Source organism: Marinovum algicola (genome assembly GCF_900109145.1).
GTDB classification, from domain to species: Bacteria; Pseudomonadota; Alphaproteobacteria; order Rhodobacterales; family Rhodobacteraceae; genus Marinovum; species Marinovum algicola.
Genome location: NZ_FNYY01000012.1, coordinates 127,858 through 144,297 on the forward strand (window position 1 = coordinate 127,858; position 16,440 = coordinate 144,297).

Sequence of the window (16,440 nt, forward strand, 5' to 3'; positions counted from 1 at the left end):
CAATTCCCGCGCGCCAGCCCGGACGGAGCCGAAATGTCCGATAGTTTCGAGATTTTCCTCGCCTGTCCTCCGGGTCTGGAACCGCTGCTGCGTGACGAGGCCCGCGAGGCCGGGTTTGCCGCGCCGGTCTGCACCCCCGGCGGCGTCACCTTCCGCGGCGGCTGGCCCGAAGTCTGGCGCGCCAACCTCGTCCTGCGCGGCGCCAGCCGGGTGCTGGCCCGGATCGGCGAATTTCGCGCCCTGCATCTGGCGCAGCTCGACAAGCGCGCGCGCAAGATGGACTGGCGCGCGGTGTTGCGCGCCGATGTGCCGGTCAAGGTCGAGGCGACCTGCCGCAAATCGCGGATCTACCATGCCAAGGCCGCGACCCAGCGGGTCGAGGGCGCGCTGGAGGCGGCGGGCATTGCCCTCGGCGCCGAGGCCGAGCTGGTGCTTCGGGTGCGGATCGAGGACGATCTCTGCACCTTCAGCGTCGATACCTCCGGCGCGCTGCTGCACAAACGCGGGTTCAAGACCGGCACCGGCAAGGCGCCGATGCGCGAGACGCTGGCGGCGCTGTTCCTGCGCGGCGCGGGCTTTGATGGCAGTGCGCCGGTGGTCGATCCGATGTGCGGCTCGGGCACCTTCGTGATCGAGGCGGCGGAAATGGCCATGGGTCTCGCGCCCGGTCGTGGCCGCAGCTTTGCCTTCGAACGGCTCGCCAGTTTCGACGCCGACGCCTGGGCCGCGATGCGCGCGGCGGTCACGCCGCGCGAGACCCCGCTGATCTTTCACGGCTCCGACCGCAATGAAGGCGCGATCGCCAACGCCCGCGAAAACGCCGCGCGCGCCGGCGTCGATCAGATCGCCCGGTTCCGCCATCACGCGATCAGCGACCTGACCCCGCCCGACGGACCCAAGGGGTTGGTCATCGCCAATCCGCCGTATGGCGGCCGGATCGGCAACAAGAAGCTGCTCTACGGGCTGTACGGCAGCTTCGGGCAGGTGCTGAAACAGCGATTCGCCGGCTGGCATGTCGGCGTCGTGACCAGCGAGGCCGGCTTGGCGCGGGCCACCGGGCTCAAGCTCGAGCCCGGCCCGGTGGTCGATCACGGCGGCATTCGCGTGCGGCTTTATCAGGGCCGGATTGCCGGCTGACAATTTGTTAGGAGAAAGTGTTGTGACGAAAGTTCTGGCCATCGGGGCCTATACCGAAGAGGAAGGCGCGGCGCTGGCGGCGGCGTTCGAGTGTCACCCGTTGGCCGAGGAGCGCGAGATCGCCAACCTGCCGCACCCGCTGCGCGCGGAGATTACCGGTGTCGCCTACAAGGGCCATCAGGGATTCGGCGCCGCAGAGATGGCGCATCTGCCGAACCTGCGGCTCGTGGCGAATTACGGCGTGGGCTACGATTCGATCGACATCGAGGCCGCCAGCGCACGCGGCATCACGGTGACCAATACGCCGGATGTGCTCAATGACGATGTGGCTGATCTGGCCATCGCGCTCTGGCTGATGCAGGGGCGAGAGATGGAGCAGGCCTCGGCCTGGGCGCGGTCCGGGCGGTGGGCGCAGGAGGGCGAGTACCGCCGCAACCGCAAGCTCAGCGGTGCCCGCGTCGGCATCGTCGGCCTCGGCCGCATCGGGCGCGAGATCGCCGACCGGCTTGCTGCCTTCAAATGCGAGCTGCATTACCACGCGCGGTCGGAAAAGGAGACGCCGGGCTGGCGCTATCACGCCGATCCGGTGGCGCTGGCAGAGGCGGTGGATGTCCTTTTCATCGCGCTGGTCGGCGGGCCGGCGACCGAGGGGTATGTCTCGAAAGAGGTGATCGCGGCGCTGGGGCCACGCGGCGTGATCATCAACATCTCGCGCGGCTCGACGATCGACGAGGCGGCGATGCTCGACGCGCTCGAGGCCGGAGAGCTGGCCGGAGCGGGGCTCGACGTGTTCCTGAACGAGCCGCAGATCGATCCGCGGTTCTACGCCCTGCCCAATGTGGTGATCCAGCCGCATCAGGGCTCCGGCTCGGTGGAAACCCGCGCCGCCATGGCCCGGCTTCAGCGCGACAACCTGGCGGCGCATCTTTCCGGCGCCGCTCTTCTGACGCCGGTGAACTGAGCAGCCCGGCGGCGTCTTCGCCGCCGGAGCCCGTCAGGCAAAGCGGCCGTTTTCGAAGATCTCCGGCACCAGTGCGCCGGGCGCCTGGATCACCTCGGCCGCCAGCGCCATGGCGCGGGTGGCGGCCGCTTCCAGATCATGCCCGGTGGCCAGCGAGGCCAGCAGGCCGGCGGCAAAGCTGTCGCCGGCGGCGGTGGTGTCGACCGGGGTGACCTTTTGCGGTTGCAGCGTGGCGCTGCCGCTGTCCTTGGTCCAGACCGTCAGCGGCCCGCCGCCATCCTTGACCGCGATCAGCTTTGCGCCGCCGTCGCGGTAGCGCCGGATCGTGTCTTCCGGCGTGGCATCGCCAAACAGCGCGGTTTCCTCGTCGAACGAGGGCAGCACCACATCGGCCACCGAGGCGCCGAGCGTGAGCCCGGCGCGCATCGCCTCTTCGCTGCCCCAGAGCTTGGGCCGCAAGTTGGTGTCGAAAGCCACCTGCGCGCCGCCGTCGCGGGCACGGCTCAGCACGTCACAGAAGGTCTGGCGTTGTTCGGGCGGCAGGATCGCCAGGGTGATGCCGGAAAAATGGATGATGTCGCGGCCGCTGGTGATTTCTTCCAGCCACTCCGGGTCTTCGGCCATCGCCCGGGCGGCGGATTGCCCGCGCCAGTAGGAAAAGCTGCGCTCGCCGTCCTGGAGCGAGATCATGTAGAGCCCGACGGTGCGATCCGCGAGCCGGCGCATGGCGCTGGTGTCGATGCCGTGGCTTTCCATATAGGCGGCCATCTCTTCGGAGATCGCGTCATTGCCGATGCAGGAGCCATAGCCCACGGTCCAGCTCTCGGGCAGCAATCTGCGGGCGTACCATGCGGTGTTGAAGGTGTCGCCGGCAAAGCCCCGGCGGCATTTGCCATTCTCGACCGGGCCGATCTCGACCATGCATTCTCCGAGCGCGAGGAAATCGGGCATCAGCGCAGCCCTCCCTGTGCCGCATGGGCGCGGGGCAAGACGGTCTGAGCTGCGCGGGGCGCGAGAGCTGGGGTGGTCACGGTATCGTCCTCATCTTGTTTGGCCCGGGGCCGGCCGGAACGCGGCCGGTGGCGAGCTGGTATGTTAATATGCGCTGGGCGGCGAAAGGTACAGAACCCAGGCAGTGCCCCGGGTCAGGCCACCTCGGGCGGCAGCAGCTTGCCGGGGTTGAGGATGCCGCGCGGATCATAGGCCTGTTTCAGCGCCCGCATGTAACCCAGCGCCGCGCCGTGCTCGCGCGTCATATAAGCCTGTTTGCCGATGCCGATGCCATGTTCGCCCGACACCGTGCCGCCCAGCGACAGGGCCAGGTCATTGAGCTCGTTGACGAAGCCCTTGACCTTTTTCAGCTCGTCGGCGTCTTCGGGATCGACCCGTACGCCGCAGTGAAAGTTGCCGTCGCCGACATGGCCGACGATGGTGCAGGTCAGGCCCAGATCGCGGGATTTGCGCTGCGCGGCGGTCACCGCCTCGGCGAGTTTCGAGATCGGGACACAGACATCGGTGGCCAGCGTCCGCTTGCCCGGCTCGAGCGCGGAATTGGCGTAATGCGCGCCGTGGCGCAGGGCCCAGAGCCAGGATCGGTCCTCGGGCCTGTCGGCCTTGGCAAAGCCGGTTGCGCCGAAATCCTCGGCGATTTCTGCGAAGGTCGCCGCCTGTTCGGCGACGCCGGCCGGGGTGCCGTGGAATTCGAGAAAGAGATGCGGCTTTTCCGGCAGGCCGGCATCGCCCGACAGGTTGAAACCGCGCACCATCATCTCGTCCACCAGCTCGATCCGTGCCATCGGCAGGCCGGACTGGATGGTCAGGATCACGCAGTTGACCGCATCCTCGACGCTTTCGAACCGGCAGGTGGCGGCGCTGATCGCTTCGGGCTGGCCATAAAGCCGCAGGGTGACCTCGGTGATCACGCCCAACGTGCCTTCGGATCCGACAATGAGATGGGTCAGGTCATAGCCGGTCGCGGATTTGCGTGCCTGGCTGCCGGTGCGGATGACGGTGCCGTCGGCCATCACCACCTCGAGCGCCAGCACCGCCTCGCGCATGGTACCGTATCGCACCGCCATAGTGCCGCTGGCGCGGGTCGCGGCCATGCCGCCGATCGAGGCATTGGCGCCGGGATCGATAGGAAAGAACAGCCCGGTGGCGCGCAGTTCGGTGTTGAGCGCCTCGCGGGTCAGGCCGGGCTGGACGGTGCAGTTGAGATCCTCGGCATTGACCGCCAGCACCCGGGTCATTCGGCCCATGTCGAGACTGACGCCGCCCGCAATCGGCAGATGCTGGCCCTCGAGCGAGGAGGCGGCGGCAAAGGGCGTGACCGGGCAACGCGCCTCGTGGCAGATCGCCAGAATGCGCGAGACTTCCTCGGTGGTCTCGGGATAGGCCACGGCATCCGGCAGCGCGCGCGCGAAATAGGCCTCGTTCTGCGCATGCAGCTCGCGGTGGCTGTCGGAGGTGGCGAGCCTGTCGCCCAGCAGCGCGCGCAGCGCCTCGATTGCAGCCTCATGTGCCATGCGATCTCTCCCTTGCCCGGCCTGATGTCTGGCTCCTGTCGTATCGCGCTTTTGGGAGCGGTACCATGGGGGCCGGGGCCTCGGTGATTGCCCTCGGGTCCGCGCTGTGCCATTCCAACGCTGACCCAGAGGCGGGACAACAGCCGGAGACAGCCATGAGTGACACGCGTGCCAACAAGCAATTCCGGTCGCAGGAGTGGTTCGACAACCCCAACAACCCGGGCATGACCGCACTCTACCTCGAGCGCTATCAGAACCAGGAATACACCCGCGAAGAGCTTCAGGGCGGCAAGCCGGTGATCGGCATCGCCAACACCGGCAGCGATCTGGCCCCCTGCAACAAGATCCACGTCTTTCTGATGGACCGGATCAAGGCCGGCATCCGCGCCGCCGGCGGCATTCCGATGGAATTTCCGGTGCATCCGATTCAGGAGACCGGCAAGCGGCCCACCGCCGCGCTGGACCGCAACCTCGCCTACCTGAGCCTTGTCGAGGTGCTGCACGGCTATCCGATTGACGGCGTGGTGCTGACCACCGGCTGCGACAAGACCACACCCGCCATGCTGATGGGCGCGGCGACGGTGGATCTGCCGGCAATCGCGCTCAACGGTGGGCCGATGCTGGATGGCTGGTGGAAGGGCGAGCGGGCCGGATCGGGCACCATCGTCTGGGAGAGCCGCCGTCTGCTGGCGGAAGGCAAGATCGATTACGAGGAGTTCATGAGCCGGGTCTGTTCCTCGGCGCCGTCGCTCGGGCATTGCAACACCATGGGCACCGCCTCGACCATGAACGCCATGGCCGAGGCGCTGGGCATGACCCTGACCGGCAGTTCCGCCATCCCCGCGCCGTTCCGCGAGCGCATGGCGATGGCCTATGAGACCGGCAAGCACATCGTTCGGATGACCTATGACGATCTGAAACCCTCCGACATCCTGAGCCGCGCGGCCTTTGAGAACGCCATCATCGTCAATGGCGCCATCGGTGGCAGCACCAATGCGCCGCCGCATCTTCAGGCGATTGCCCGTCATGCCGGGGTGGCGCTGGATGTGACCGATTGGGAAACCATCGGCTTTGACGTGCCGCTGCTGGTCAACATGCAGCCCGCCGGCGAATACCTGGGCGAGAGCTTTTTCCGCGCCGGCGGGGTGCCGGCGGTCATGGGCGAGCTGCTCAAGGCCGGAAAGCTGCACGAGGCCGCGATGACGGCGACCGGCAACACCATGGGCGTCAATCTCGCCGGGGTGGAAAGCGTCGATACGGATGTGATCCGTCCGTATGACCGGCCGCTGCGCGAGCAGGCCGGGTTCAAGGTGCTGTCGGGCAATCTGTTTGACTCGGCGCTGATGAAGACCAGCGTGATTTCCGAGGATTTCCGCCAGCGCTTCCTGTCCGAGCCCGGCCAGGAAGGCATCTACGAGGCGCGCGCCGTGGTCTTTGAAGGCCCCGAGGATTATCACGACCGGATCAACGATGCCGGGCTCGAGATCGACGAGCGCAGCATTCTCTTTGTCCGCAATGTCGGCTGTGTCGGTTACCCCGGTTCGGCCGAGGTGGTGAACATGCAGCCGCCCGATGCGCTCTTGAAACAGGGGATCAACCATCTGCCCACCGTCGGCGACGGCCGGCAATCGGGCACATCCGAAAGCCCCTCGATCCTCAATGCCTCGCCCGAGGCCGTGGTGGGCGGCGGGCTGGCGCTCTTGCAGACCGGCGACCGGGTGCGGCTCGATCTCAATGCCTCGCGGATGGACGCGCTGGTTGACGAAGCCGAGTGGCAGGCGCGGCGCGACGCCTGGGAGGCGCCGGAGATCCGCAGCCAGACACCGTGGCAGGAAATCTATCGCCGGCACGTCGGGCAATTGGCCGAGGGCGGCTGTCTGGAGCTGGCGACGGCCTATCAGCGGATCAGGAAAGACCTGCCGCGCGACAATCACTGACGGTTCGACCAGCCCGGCCGAGTGGGCTTGACGACTTCGGTCGCGCCGCAGGGGAGGGAGAGACCATGAAGAGCATCATCATCACCGGCGGGGGCGCCGGCATTGGCAAGGCCTGCGCCGAAACGTTCGCCGAGGCGGGCTGGCGGGTCGCGGTGATCGGGCGCCGGCCGGAGCCGCTGGAGGCGCTGGCCGACCGATACGACGGGGTGCTGGCGCTGCCCTGCGACGTGACCGACGAGGTGGCGGTCGACGCGGCTTTTGACGCCGCGCAGGAGGCCTGGGGCCAGATCGACGTGTTGTTCAACAACGCCGGTGTTTCGGCGCTGGGGGCCACTATCGACGCCGTCCCGGTTGCCGACTGGCGACGCTGCATCGACATCAATGTCACGGGCAGCTTCATCTGCGCCCGCGCCGCCTTTGCCCGGATGAAGGCGCAGGATCCGCAGGGCGGCCGGATCATCAACAACGGTTCGGTTTCGGCATATGTGCCGCGCTGGGGCTCGGCACCCTATACTGCCTCGAAACATGCGATCACCGGGCTGACGCGGTCGATCTCGCTGGACGGGCGGCCCTACAACATCGCCTGCGGCCAGATCGACGTCGGCAATGCGCTGACCGAGATGGCCGAAAAGATGACGCGGGGCGTGCCCCAGGCCGATGGCGAAATCGCGGTGGAGCCGGTGATGGACGTGGCGCATGTGGCGGAGTCGGTGCTGCACATGGCCGGGCTGCCGCTGGCGGCGAATGTGCAATTCATGACGGTGATGGCCAGCGGCATGCCTTATATCGGACGGGGCTGAGGCGCGGCCCCTCCGTCGCAAGACATATGTGACCCGAAGACAAAGCTCCGGCCGGCCCGCGATTGGCGATGGCGGTGCGGGCGCCGGGGCAAAAGACCCATTTTCAGGCAAGAAGGATGATGTGAGATGAAACTCCTGCGATACGGCGAGATCGGCGCCGAAAAGACCGGCATGCTCGACGCCGAGGGCAATGTCCGCGATCTGAGCGCGCATCTGCCCGATCTGTCGGGCGCGGCGCTGGCCACCCTGGACGAGCTGCGCGGGATCGACCCGGCGCAGCTGCCGCTGGTCGCCGCGCCGGGGCGGGTCGGCGCCTGCCTGTCGTCGGTGCCGAACTTCTTTTGCGTCGGGCTGAACTATGCGCTGCACGCCAAGGAATCCGGTCTCGACGCGCCCAGCGAACCGGTTCTGTTTTCCAAGGCGACCTCGGCCCTGTCCGGTCCCTTCGACCCGGTGATCATCCCGCGCGGCTCGGAAAAGACCGATTGGGAGGTCGAACTGGGCGTCGTGATCGGCCGCGAGGCGCATTATGTCTCGGAGGAAACGGCGCTGGAGCATGTCGCGGGCTATTGTACCGTCAATGACGTGTCCGAGCGGGCCTATCAGATCGAACGGCTGGGTCAGTGGATCAAGGGCAAGTCGGCACCGAGCTTTGCCCCGATCGGCCCCTGGCTGGTGACCGCCGACGACGTGCCCGATCCGCAGGCGCTGGATGTGAGCCTGGCGCTCAATGGCGAGACGGTGCAATCCTCGAACACCTCCGACATGATCTTTTCGGTGCGCGAGATCGTGTCTTACATGAGCCAGTTCATGAAGCTTCAGCCCGGCGACATCATTGCCACCGGCACCCCGGCCGGCGTCGGCATGGGGATGTCGCCGCAACGCTTCCTGCGGCCCGGCGACGTCATGGAGGTGACGGTCGCGGGGCTTGGCAGCCAGCGGCAAGAGGCGGTGGCCGCAGAATAACGGAAGGGGGCGCTCATCGGGCGCCCCTTTTTTATGATCGGGGCGGGCCGTGCCGCCGGCCCCGATCTTTGCTTGACGCATGGGCATGGCGGATGGGATCAAATCGCCAGACCCGACAGGCCTCCAGGCGGCGCGCAGTGTGATGGACCTGCGCGTCTTGTCTCTGCCAGCAAGAAAGACCCTGACATGACCACAGACATATATGACGCCCGCGCCTGCCAGCTTGGAGAGGGGCCGCTCTGGCACCCCGAGCGGCAGCAGCTCTTCTGGTTCGATATCCTCGGCAAGCGGCTGATGAGCCGCGATGGCGACACCGCCCTGGCCTGGGAGTTCGATGAATATGTCTCGGCTGCCGGCTGGATCGACCGCGACACCCTGATGATCGCCTCGCAGAGCGCGCTGCTGCGCTTCGACATCCCCAGCGGCGATCATGAGGTGATCCTGCCGCTCGAGGCCGACAACGGGTTGACCCGGTCGAACGACGGACGCGCCGACCCGGCCGGCGGTTTCTGGATCGGCACCATGGGGATTGAGGCCGAACCCGGGGCAGGGGCGATCTATCGCTACTACCGGGGCGCGCTCGAGGTGCTCTTTCCCGAAATCAGCATTTCCAATTCGATCTGTTTCGCCCCCGACGGGCGTCATGCCTATTATGCCGACACCCCGACCCGCCAGATCATGGTACAGGCGCTCGACCGCGAGGGATGGCCTGCGGGCAAGCCCGAAGTCTTTGTCGACCTGCGCGATGAAGGGCTCAACCCCGACGGGTCGGTTGTCGACAGCGCCGGCGGCCTCTGGAATGCGCAATGGGGCGCGGGCCGGGTGGCGTGCTACGATTCCGACGGCAGATTCGACCGGGCGATCGCGATTTCCGGCCGTCAGACCACCTGTCCGGCCTTTGGTGGCGCGAATCTCGAGAAAATGTTCGTCACAAGTGCCGCTGAGGGCCTCTCCAGTCCGGAGGATCACCAGGGAACCACCTTCGAAACCCGGCCCGGAATCGCCGGACAGGCTGAATCGCGGGTGATTTTGGGGTGAATCGCGGGGGGCGAGTCGGGTTTTCCGGTGAAATCCGGGGAATCCGGCGGCCCGGACCGCCAAGGAAAGCGCTGTCCGGCAAAAATCTTGCCGATTTTTGTAACAGTAACCTTATGATTTTGTGTCATTTTTTGTATTTGTGTTAGAAAGTTTTGGATTTGAGTGAAAAAGCGCTTGCGGGTTTGTGTGGGTATACGTAAAAGCCCCCTCACCGGCGGCGCTGAGGCGCACAACGGGACGCCAGACGGGGCGGCGGCGACGAGGCAACGAGACGCTGACGCAGACGAGGCGGAAGATTTTGAGGGAATGACGGGCGGGCGCGCCAAGAAGTTAGGGCGCATCCGGTTGGTTTTTGTCTCTACGCTGTTTGAAATTGATGGTATCTGAAGAGATATGTGGGCGGTTTGGTTCGTTTCGACGAACGACGTCTGTATATCAACGCTGGTAGGGTTTCGACCCGATGATCCAGTGTCAGCTTCACTGTTTGAGCGGCTTTCGGTTTCTTTAGGAAACCAGAAGCACAATCAAACAGATGACTTTCAATACGTGTCCAATCCTTAGCCGGGTGGACATAGGGTTCTGCCCCCAAAGCGGACCTGAAGTATTGAAGATGTGCAGAGGTTCGAACGTCAAGGATACGCTGGTGACAGCGTTTCAACTTGAGAGTTTGATCCTGGCTCAGAACGAACGCTGGCGGCAGGCCTAACACATGCAAGTCGAGCGAGCTCTTCGGAGCTAGCGGCGGACGGGTTAGTAACGCGTGGGAACGTGCCCTTCACTGCGGAATAGCCACTGGAAACGGTGAGTAATACCGCATACGCCCTTCGGGGGAAAGATTTATCGGTGAAGGATCGGCCCGCGTTAGATTAGATAGTTGGTGGGGTAACGGCCTACCAAGTCTACGATCTATAGCTGGTTTTAGAGGATGATCAGCAACACTGGGACTGAGACACGGCCCAGACTCCTACGGGAGGCAGCAGTGGGGAATCTTGGACAATGGGCGCAAGCCTGATCCAGCCATGCCGCGTGAGTGATGAAGGCCTTAGGGTCGTAAAGCTCTTTCGCCAGAGATGATAATGACAGTATCTGGTAAAGAAACCCCGGCTAACTCCGTGCCAGCAGCCGCGGTAATACGGAGGGGGTTAGCGTTGTTCGGAATTACTGGGCGTAAAGCGCACGTAGGCGGATCAGAAAGTTGGGGGTGAAATCCCGGGGCTCAACCCCGGAACTGCCTCCAAAACTCCTGGTCTTGAGTTCGAGAGAGGTGAGTGGAATTCCGAGTGTAGAGGTGAAATTCGTAGATATTCGGAGGAACACCAGTGGCGAAGGCGGCTCACTGGCTCGATACTGACGCTGAGGTGCGAAAGTGTGGGGAGCAAACAGGATTAGATACCCTGGTAGTCCACACCGTAAACGATGAATGCCAGTCGTCGGGTAGCATGCTATTCGGTGACACACCTAACGGATTAAGCATTCCGCCTGGGGAGTACGGTCGCAAGATTAAAACTCAAAGGAATTGACGGGGGCCCGCACAAGCGGTGGAGCATGTGGTTTAATTCGAAGCAACGCGCAGAACCTTACCAACCCTTGACATCCTCAGCTACATCGAGAGATCGATGGTTCCCTTCGGGGACTGAGTGACAGGTGCTGCATGGCTGTCGTCAGCTCGTGTCGTGAGATGTTCGGTTAAGTCCGGCAACGAGCGCAACCCACATCCCTAGTTGCCAGCAGTTCGGCTGGGCACTCTATGGAAACTGCCCGTGATAAGCGGGAGGAAGGTGTGGATGACGTCAAGTCCTCATGGCCCTTACGGGTTGGGCTACACACGTGCTACAATGGCAGTGACAATGGGTTAATCCCAAAAAACTGTCTCAGTTCGGATTGTCGTCTGCAACTCGACGGCATGAAGTCGGAATCGCTAGTAATCGCGTAACAGCATGACGCGGTGAATACGTTCCCGGGCCTTGTACACACCGCCCGTCACACCATGGGAGTTGGGTTCACCCGAAGGCCGTGCGCCAACCTTTCGAGGAGGCAGCGGACCACGGTGAGCTCAGCGACTGGGGTGAAGTCGTAACAAGGTAGCCGTAGGGGAACCTGCGGCTGGATCACCTCCTTTCTAAGGATGTTTCTGGTATCAAGAGCTTGCTCCTGATCGTGAAACACTTAGCAGCTTCCAGTCCTCAAGTAGCCGCAAGGCGGTAGGACATAAGCGGAAGCAATATCAGCTCCTCAAGAGCTTGAACCCGACCGTCCTCATATCTCTTCAGACAGAACAAGCGGGCCGCCGGCCCGTCGATATTTGCCAGCAGGCAATATCAACTTGGGTCGGTAGCTCAGGTGGTTAGAGCGCACGCCTGATAAGCGTGAGGTCGGAGGTTCAAGTCCTCCTCGACCCACCAACGTCATCTTCGCCGGAGGCGAAAATGACGGTCGCGGCAGTGCTTGGCATGGCCAAGCACCTGCGACACGGCTGAACCACAAGCGGATCGCAGGGTCTTTCCCCTCTCGGTGATTTCCTTCGGAATCACCTGTCGGGTTTACGGCCCCTTTGATGATCCGCAGGCGGATCATCAAAGGGGCCTTAGCTCAGCTGGGAGAGCGCCTGATTTGCATTCAGGAGGTCAGGAGTTCGATCCTCCTAGGCTCCACCAACGTCACATCGCGACGCGAGGTGACGGCGAGCGAAAGCACGTGGCGCAGCCAGGTGCGTGCGAGATGACATTGTTCTGACCCGGTCGATTAGATCGTTAAGCACTGTCTGAGTGTTTAACCGTCCAATCGGACGTTGGCTTTCTTCGGAAAGCCTTTGACATCGTTTAGAGAGATACAAATATCAACACTGTTTGGTCACCCGAGTATGGGATTGACCTCGGTTTGGTTCTGCTTCGGCAGAAGGCACATTCTGGAATGCTTCCTCACTCCAGCCTGTGTATCCCGGATCGAAAAGAACAGCGTTGTCCAAGTCAAGTACACTAACTGATGCTGATCAATGATCAGCATGGGATAGTTTGCTTTTGATCGGAAAGAGCATTTGCACATATTGCGATACGGCTGGCTGCCTGGTGTTTAACCGCGCTCAAGTAGCCGAATAGGCGGTAGCGCAAGCGAATCTGTCTCTTTCTGGATCAAATCAAGCGCGAGAAGGGCGTTTGGTGGATGCCTTGGCAGTAAGAGGCGATGAAGGACGTGATACTCTGCGATAAGTCATGGGGAGCCGAGAATAGGCTTTGATCCATGAATTTCCGAATGGGGGAACCCACCTGAATGTTCATTATAATAACTTCGGTTGTTTATAATGTGCATGACCAGGTACTTGAGACCTGAATACATAGGGTTTTAAGAGCAAACCCGGGGAACTGAAACATCTAAGTACCCGGAGGAAAGGACATCAATTGATACTCCCCTAGTAGCGGCGAGCGAACGGGGACCAGCCGAGCTGTGAGTGTGAATAGAATGGCATGGAATGGCCAACCAGAGTGGGTGACAGTCCCGTATATGAAGCATGATCAGACGTATTAAGTAGGGCGGAACACGTGAAATTCTGTCTGAAGATCGGAGGACCACCTTCGAAGGCTAAGTACTCCTTACTGACCGATAGCGAACCAGTACCGTGAGGGAAAGGTGAAAAGCACCCCGACGAGGGGAGTGAAACAGTACCTGAAACCGAACGCCTACAATCAGTCGGAGCTTGACTGGACTCTAATGACAATCTGATGCACCTCTGATCCCGGAAACCGGGAGACGAAGATGGCAGACGGAACCTTTGCAATTCTCATGCTGGTCGCAGGGCTGGCGGATATGGGATTGAACTATTGCGGCACGGAGACGGGCTGCGTCGGCCGGACCGAGACAGCGCCCCGCGTTGCGATCTCGGGCGGGCAGGTTCTTGAACGCCGGGCAGAGACGGGTGGCGAGGCTTACCTGCGCTACGATCTGGGACACCGCATCGGGCCGTTCGGCCAGGCTGTGGGGCTCAGCATCGGCGACAAGGGTGAGGCTTGGGTCGGCTTCGGCCAGACCTACAGGCAGAGCTTCGGATCGACCCCGTTCTATGCCGAGCTGCATGCGATGACCGGCCTTTACCGGGCCGGTGACGGTCTTGATCTGGGCGGGCCCATCGTGTTCCGCTCGGGCATCGAGGCCGGCTGGGAAAACCGCCGGGGATGGCGGTTCGGTCTCGGCTTCGACCATCGGTCGAACGCGGGGATTTACGACGAGAACCCCGGTGTCGAGACGGTGCACCTGCGGGTGTCCATTCCGACGCGGTAGCATCGAGATTATTATTAGTGTCCAGTCTTGTGACGGCGTACCTTTTGTATAATGGGTCATCGACTTAGTGTATCTAGCAAGCTTAAGCCGTTAGGTGTAGGCGCAGCGAAAGCGAGTCTTAATAGGGCGACTGAGTTAGATGCATTAGACCCGAAACCGAGTGATCTAGGCATGACCAGGATGAAGGTAAGGTAACACTTACTGGAGGTCCGAACCCACACCTGTTGAAAAAGGTCGGGATGAGTTGTGCCTAGGGGTGAAAGGCCAATCAAACTCGGAGATAGCTGGTTCTCTGCGAAATCTATTTAGGTAGAGCGTCATCCGAATACCCCGGGGGGTAGAGCACTGGATGGGTAATGGGGCCCCACAGGCTTACTGATCCTAACCAAACTCCGAATACCCGGGAGTACTAGATGGCAGACACACTGCGGATGCTAACGTCCGTAGTGGAGAGGGAAACAACCCTGACCTACAGCTAAGGCCCCCAATTCATGGCTAAGTGGGAAAGCAGGTGGGACGACCAAAACAACCAGGAGGTTGGCTTAGAAGCAGCCATCCTTTAAAGATAGCGTAACAGCTCACTGGTCTAAACAAGTTGTCCTGCGGCGAAGATGTAACGGGGCTCAAGCCATGAGCCGAAGCTTAGGATGCCGTAAGGCATGGTAGCAGAGCGTAGTGTGACATAGGACCTCTCCTCTTTAGCGATCTTCGGATCGCCTTGGAGGAACGGGTTCTTTCTGTGAAGCCGGCGCGTGAGCGATCCGGTGGAGAGATCACTAGCGAGAATGATGACATGAGTAGCGACAAAGAGTGTGAGAGACACTCTCGCCGAAAGTCCAAGGGTTCCTGCTTAAAGCTAATCTGAGCAGGGTAAGCCGGCCCCTAAGGCGAGGCAGAAATGCGTAGCCGATGGGAACCACGTTAATATTCGTGGGCCAGGAGGATGTGACGGATCAAGAGGGTAGTTCATTCTTATCGGATTGAATGGGCTGCTTATTGGTCCCTGGAAATAGCCCTCCATCAGACCGTACCCTAAACCGACACAGGTGGACTGGTAGAGAATACCAAGGCGCTTGAGAGAACGATGTTGAAGGAACTCGGCAAAATACCTCCGTAAGTTCGCGAGAAGGAGGCCCGGTTCCTAGGCAACTAGGGGCTGGGGGCACAAACCAGGGGGTGGCGACTGTTTACTAAAAACACAGGGCTCTGCGAAGTCGCAAGACGACGTATAGGGTCTGACGCCTGCCCGGTGCCTGAAGGTTAAAAGGAGAGGTGAGAGCCTTGAATTGAAGCCCAGGTAAACGGCGGCCGTAACTATAACGGTCCTAAGGTAGCGAAATTCCTTGTCGGGTAAGTTCCGACCTGCACGAATGGCGTAACGACTTCCCCGCTGTCTCCAACATCGACTCAGCGAAATTGAATTGCCTGTCAAGATGCAGGCTTCCCGCGGTTAGACGGAAAGACCCCGTGCACCTTTACTACAGCTTCGCACTGGCATCAGGACTGCAATGTGCAGGATAGGTGGTGGGCTTTGAAGCGCGAACGCCAGTTTGCGTGGAGCCTCCCTTGAGATACCACCCTTTGCATTCTTGATGTCTAACCGCGGTCCGTTATCCGGATCCGGGACCCTGCGTGGCGGGTAGTTTGACTGGGGCGGTCGCCTCCTAAAGAGTAACGGAGGCGCGCGATGGTTGGCTCAGACCGGTCGGAAATCGGTCGTTGAGTGCAATGGCAGAAGCCAGCCTGACTGCAAGTCTGACAAGACGAGCAGAGACGAAAGTCGGTCATAGTGATCCGGTGGTCCCGAGTGGAAGGGCCATCGCTCAACGGATAAAAGGTACGCCGGGGATAACAGGCTGATACTGCCCAAGAGTCCATATCGACGGCAGTGTTTGGCACCTCGATGTCGGCTCATCTCATCCTGGGGCTGGAGCAGGTCCCAAGGGTACGGCTGTTCGCCGTTTAAAGAGGTACGTGAGCTGGGTTTAGAACGTCGTGAGACAGTTCGGTCCCTATCTGCCGTGGGTGTAGGATACTTGAGAGGAGTTGCCCCTAGTACGAGAGGACCGGGGTGAACGATCCACTGGTGGACCTGTTGTTGCGCCAGCAGCAGTGCAGGGTAGCTATGATCGGACAGGATAACCGCTGAAGGCATCTAAGCGGGAAGCCCCCCTCAAAACAAGGTATCCCTGAGGACCGTGGTAGACCACCACGTCGATAGGCCGGAGATGTAAGTGCAGTAATGCATTCAGTTGACCGGTACTAATGGTCCGATAGGCTTGATTTGATCCAGTAACAGACAGATTTGTCAAACTGGTCACGATCAAAGCAAACTACACACACATATATCAGTAACTTGACTTGGAATTTGCCTCTGTCTTACGGCCTTGAACGCATAACGCGCTCAAGTAGCCGAATAGGCGGTAGCGCAAAATACCGGGGCTTTCCCGGTTTGGTGATCACAGCACGAGCAAAACACCCGGTCCCATCCCGAACCCGGCCGTTAAGTGCCGTCGCGCCAATGGTACTGCGTCTCAAGACGTGGGAGAGTAGGTCATCGCCAAACCTGATAAGCCCCGAGAATACGTATCTCTCAAAACGATGAAACACCCAGGCCTCAAACAGCCGTCAGGCGCGAGGCCGCACCGGCCTCAAGCAACCGCAAGGCAGCAGGCCAACAAAAGTGTCGCGGGGTGGAGCAGCCCGGTAGCTCGTCAGGCTCATAACCTGAAGGTCAGAGGTTCAAATCCTCTCCCCGCAACCAAATCTACACACAAAAATATACCGCCAAAACAGACCAGCCC

The 16,440-nt window shown here is 61.6% G+C and carries 8 protein-coding genes, 3 tRNA genes and 3 rRNA genes; 12 read left to right on the top strand and 2 right to left on the bottom strand.

Annotated elements, in window-relative coordinates; all coding sequences use genetic code 11:
* Positions 1–33 precede the first annotated feature (33 nt).
* Positions 34–1,137 (top strand): THUMP domain-containing class I SAM-dependent RNA methyltransferase, encoded by a 1,104-nt coding sequence (locus tag BMW90_RS16480; protein ID WP_074837520.1) that lies wholly within the window; start codon positions 34–36, stop codon positions 1,135–1,137.
* Positions 1,138–1,159: 22 nt separating this feature from the next.
* Positions 1,160–2,098, top strand: a complete 939-nt coding sequence (locus tag BMW90_RS16485) for a 2-hydroxyacid dehydrogenase (protein WP_048529177.1) — start codon at positions 1,160–1,162, stop codon at positions 2,096–2,098.
* A gap of 33 nt (positions 2,099–2,131) precedes the next feature.
* Here the strand turns inward: BMW90_RS16485 and BMW90_RS16490 are convergent, their stop codons facing one another.
* Both BMW90_RS16490 and BMW90_RS16495 read right to left on the bottom strand, forming a co-directional pair.
* The gene (locus BMW90_RS16490) at positions 2,132–3,049 is read right to left on the bottom strand and encodes a sugar kinase (RefSeq protein ID WP_074837521.1); all 918 of its coding nucleotides are present in this window, start codon (positions 3,047–3,049) and stop codon (positions 2,132–2,134) included.
* Between the two features lie 194 nt (positions 3,050–3,243).
* A complete protein-coding gene (locus BMW90_RS16495) occupies positions 3,244–4,623 on the bottom strand; it encodes an FAD-binding oxidoreductase (RefSeq protein WP_074837522.1) in 1,380 nt (459 codons plus the stop codon).
* Between the two features lie 155 nt (positions 4,624–4,778).
* On the opposite strand from BMW90_RS16495, the gene BMW90_RS16500 reads away from it, so the two are divergent.
* The 10 genes from BMW90_RS16500 (at position 4,779) to BMW90_RS16545 (ending at position 16,400) form a co-directional block, all read left to right on the top strand.
* On the top strand, positions 4,779–6,560 hold the full coding sequence (locus tag BMW90_RS16500) for an IlvD/Edd family dehydratase (RefSeq protein WP_074837523.1): 1,782 nt from the start codon (positions 4,779–4,781) through the stop codon (positions 6,558–6,560).
* A 65-nt stretch (positions 6,561–6,625) separates the two neighbouring features.
* Entirely contained in the window at positions 6,626–7,360 is a 735-nt protein-coding gene (locus BMW90_RS16505) for an SDR family oxidoreductase (protein WP_074837524.1), read from the top strand.
* A gap of 126 nt (positions 7,361–7,486) precedes the next feature.
* A complete protein-coding gene (locus tag BMW90_RS16510) occupies positions 7,487–8,326 on the top strand; it encodes a fumarylacetoacetate hydrolase family protein (RefSeq protein WP_074837525.1) in 840 nt (279 codons plus the stop codon).
* 186 nt (positions 8,327–8,512) lie between these two features.
* On the top strand, positions 8,513–9,364 hold the full coding sequence (locus BMW90_RS16515; protein ID WP_074837526.1) for an SMP-30/gluconolactonase/LRE family protein: 852 nt from the start codon (positions 8,513–8,515) through the stop codon (positions 9,362–9,364).
* Between the two features lie 655 nt (positions 9,365–10,019).
* Positions 10,020–11,483 (top strand): 16S ribosomal RNA (locus BMW90_RS16520).
* A gap of 206 nt (positions 11,484–11,689) precedes the next feature.
* A tRNA-Ile gene (locus tag BMW90_RS16525) sits at positions 11,690–11,766 on the top strand.
* Positions 11,767–11,942: 176 nt separating this feature from the next.
* Positions 11,943–12,018 (top strand) — tRNA-Ala (locus tag BMW90_RS16530).
* A 477-nt stretch (positions 12,019–12,495) separates the two neighbouring features.
* A 23S ribosomal RNA gene (locus tag BMW90_RS16535) occupies positions 12,496–15,923 on the top strand.
* A 164-nt stretch (positions 15,924–16,087) separates the two neighbouring features.
* Positions 16,088–16,202, top strand: a 5S ribosomal RNA gene (gene rrf, locus BMW90_RS16540).
* The 16S, 23S and 5S rRNA genes sit together here with 3 tRNA genes alongside, the layout of an rRNA operon.
* Positions 16,203–16,323: 121 nt before the next feature.
* A tRNA-Met gene (locus BMW90_RS16545) sits at positions 16,324–16,400 on the top strand.
* Positions 16,401–16,440 lie beyond the last annotated feature (40 nt).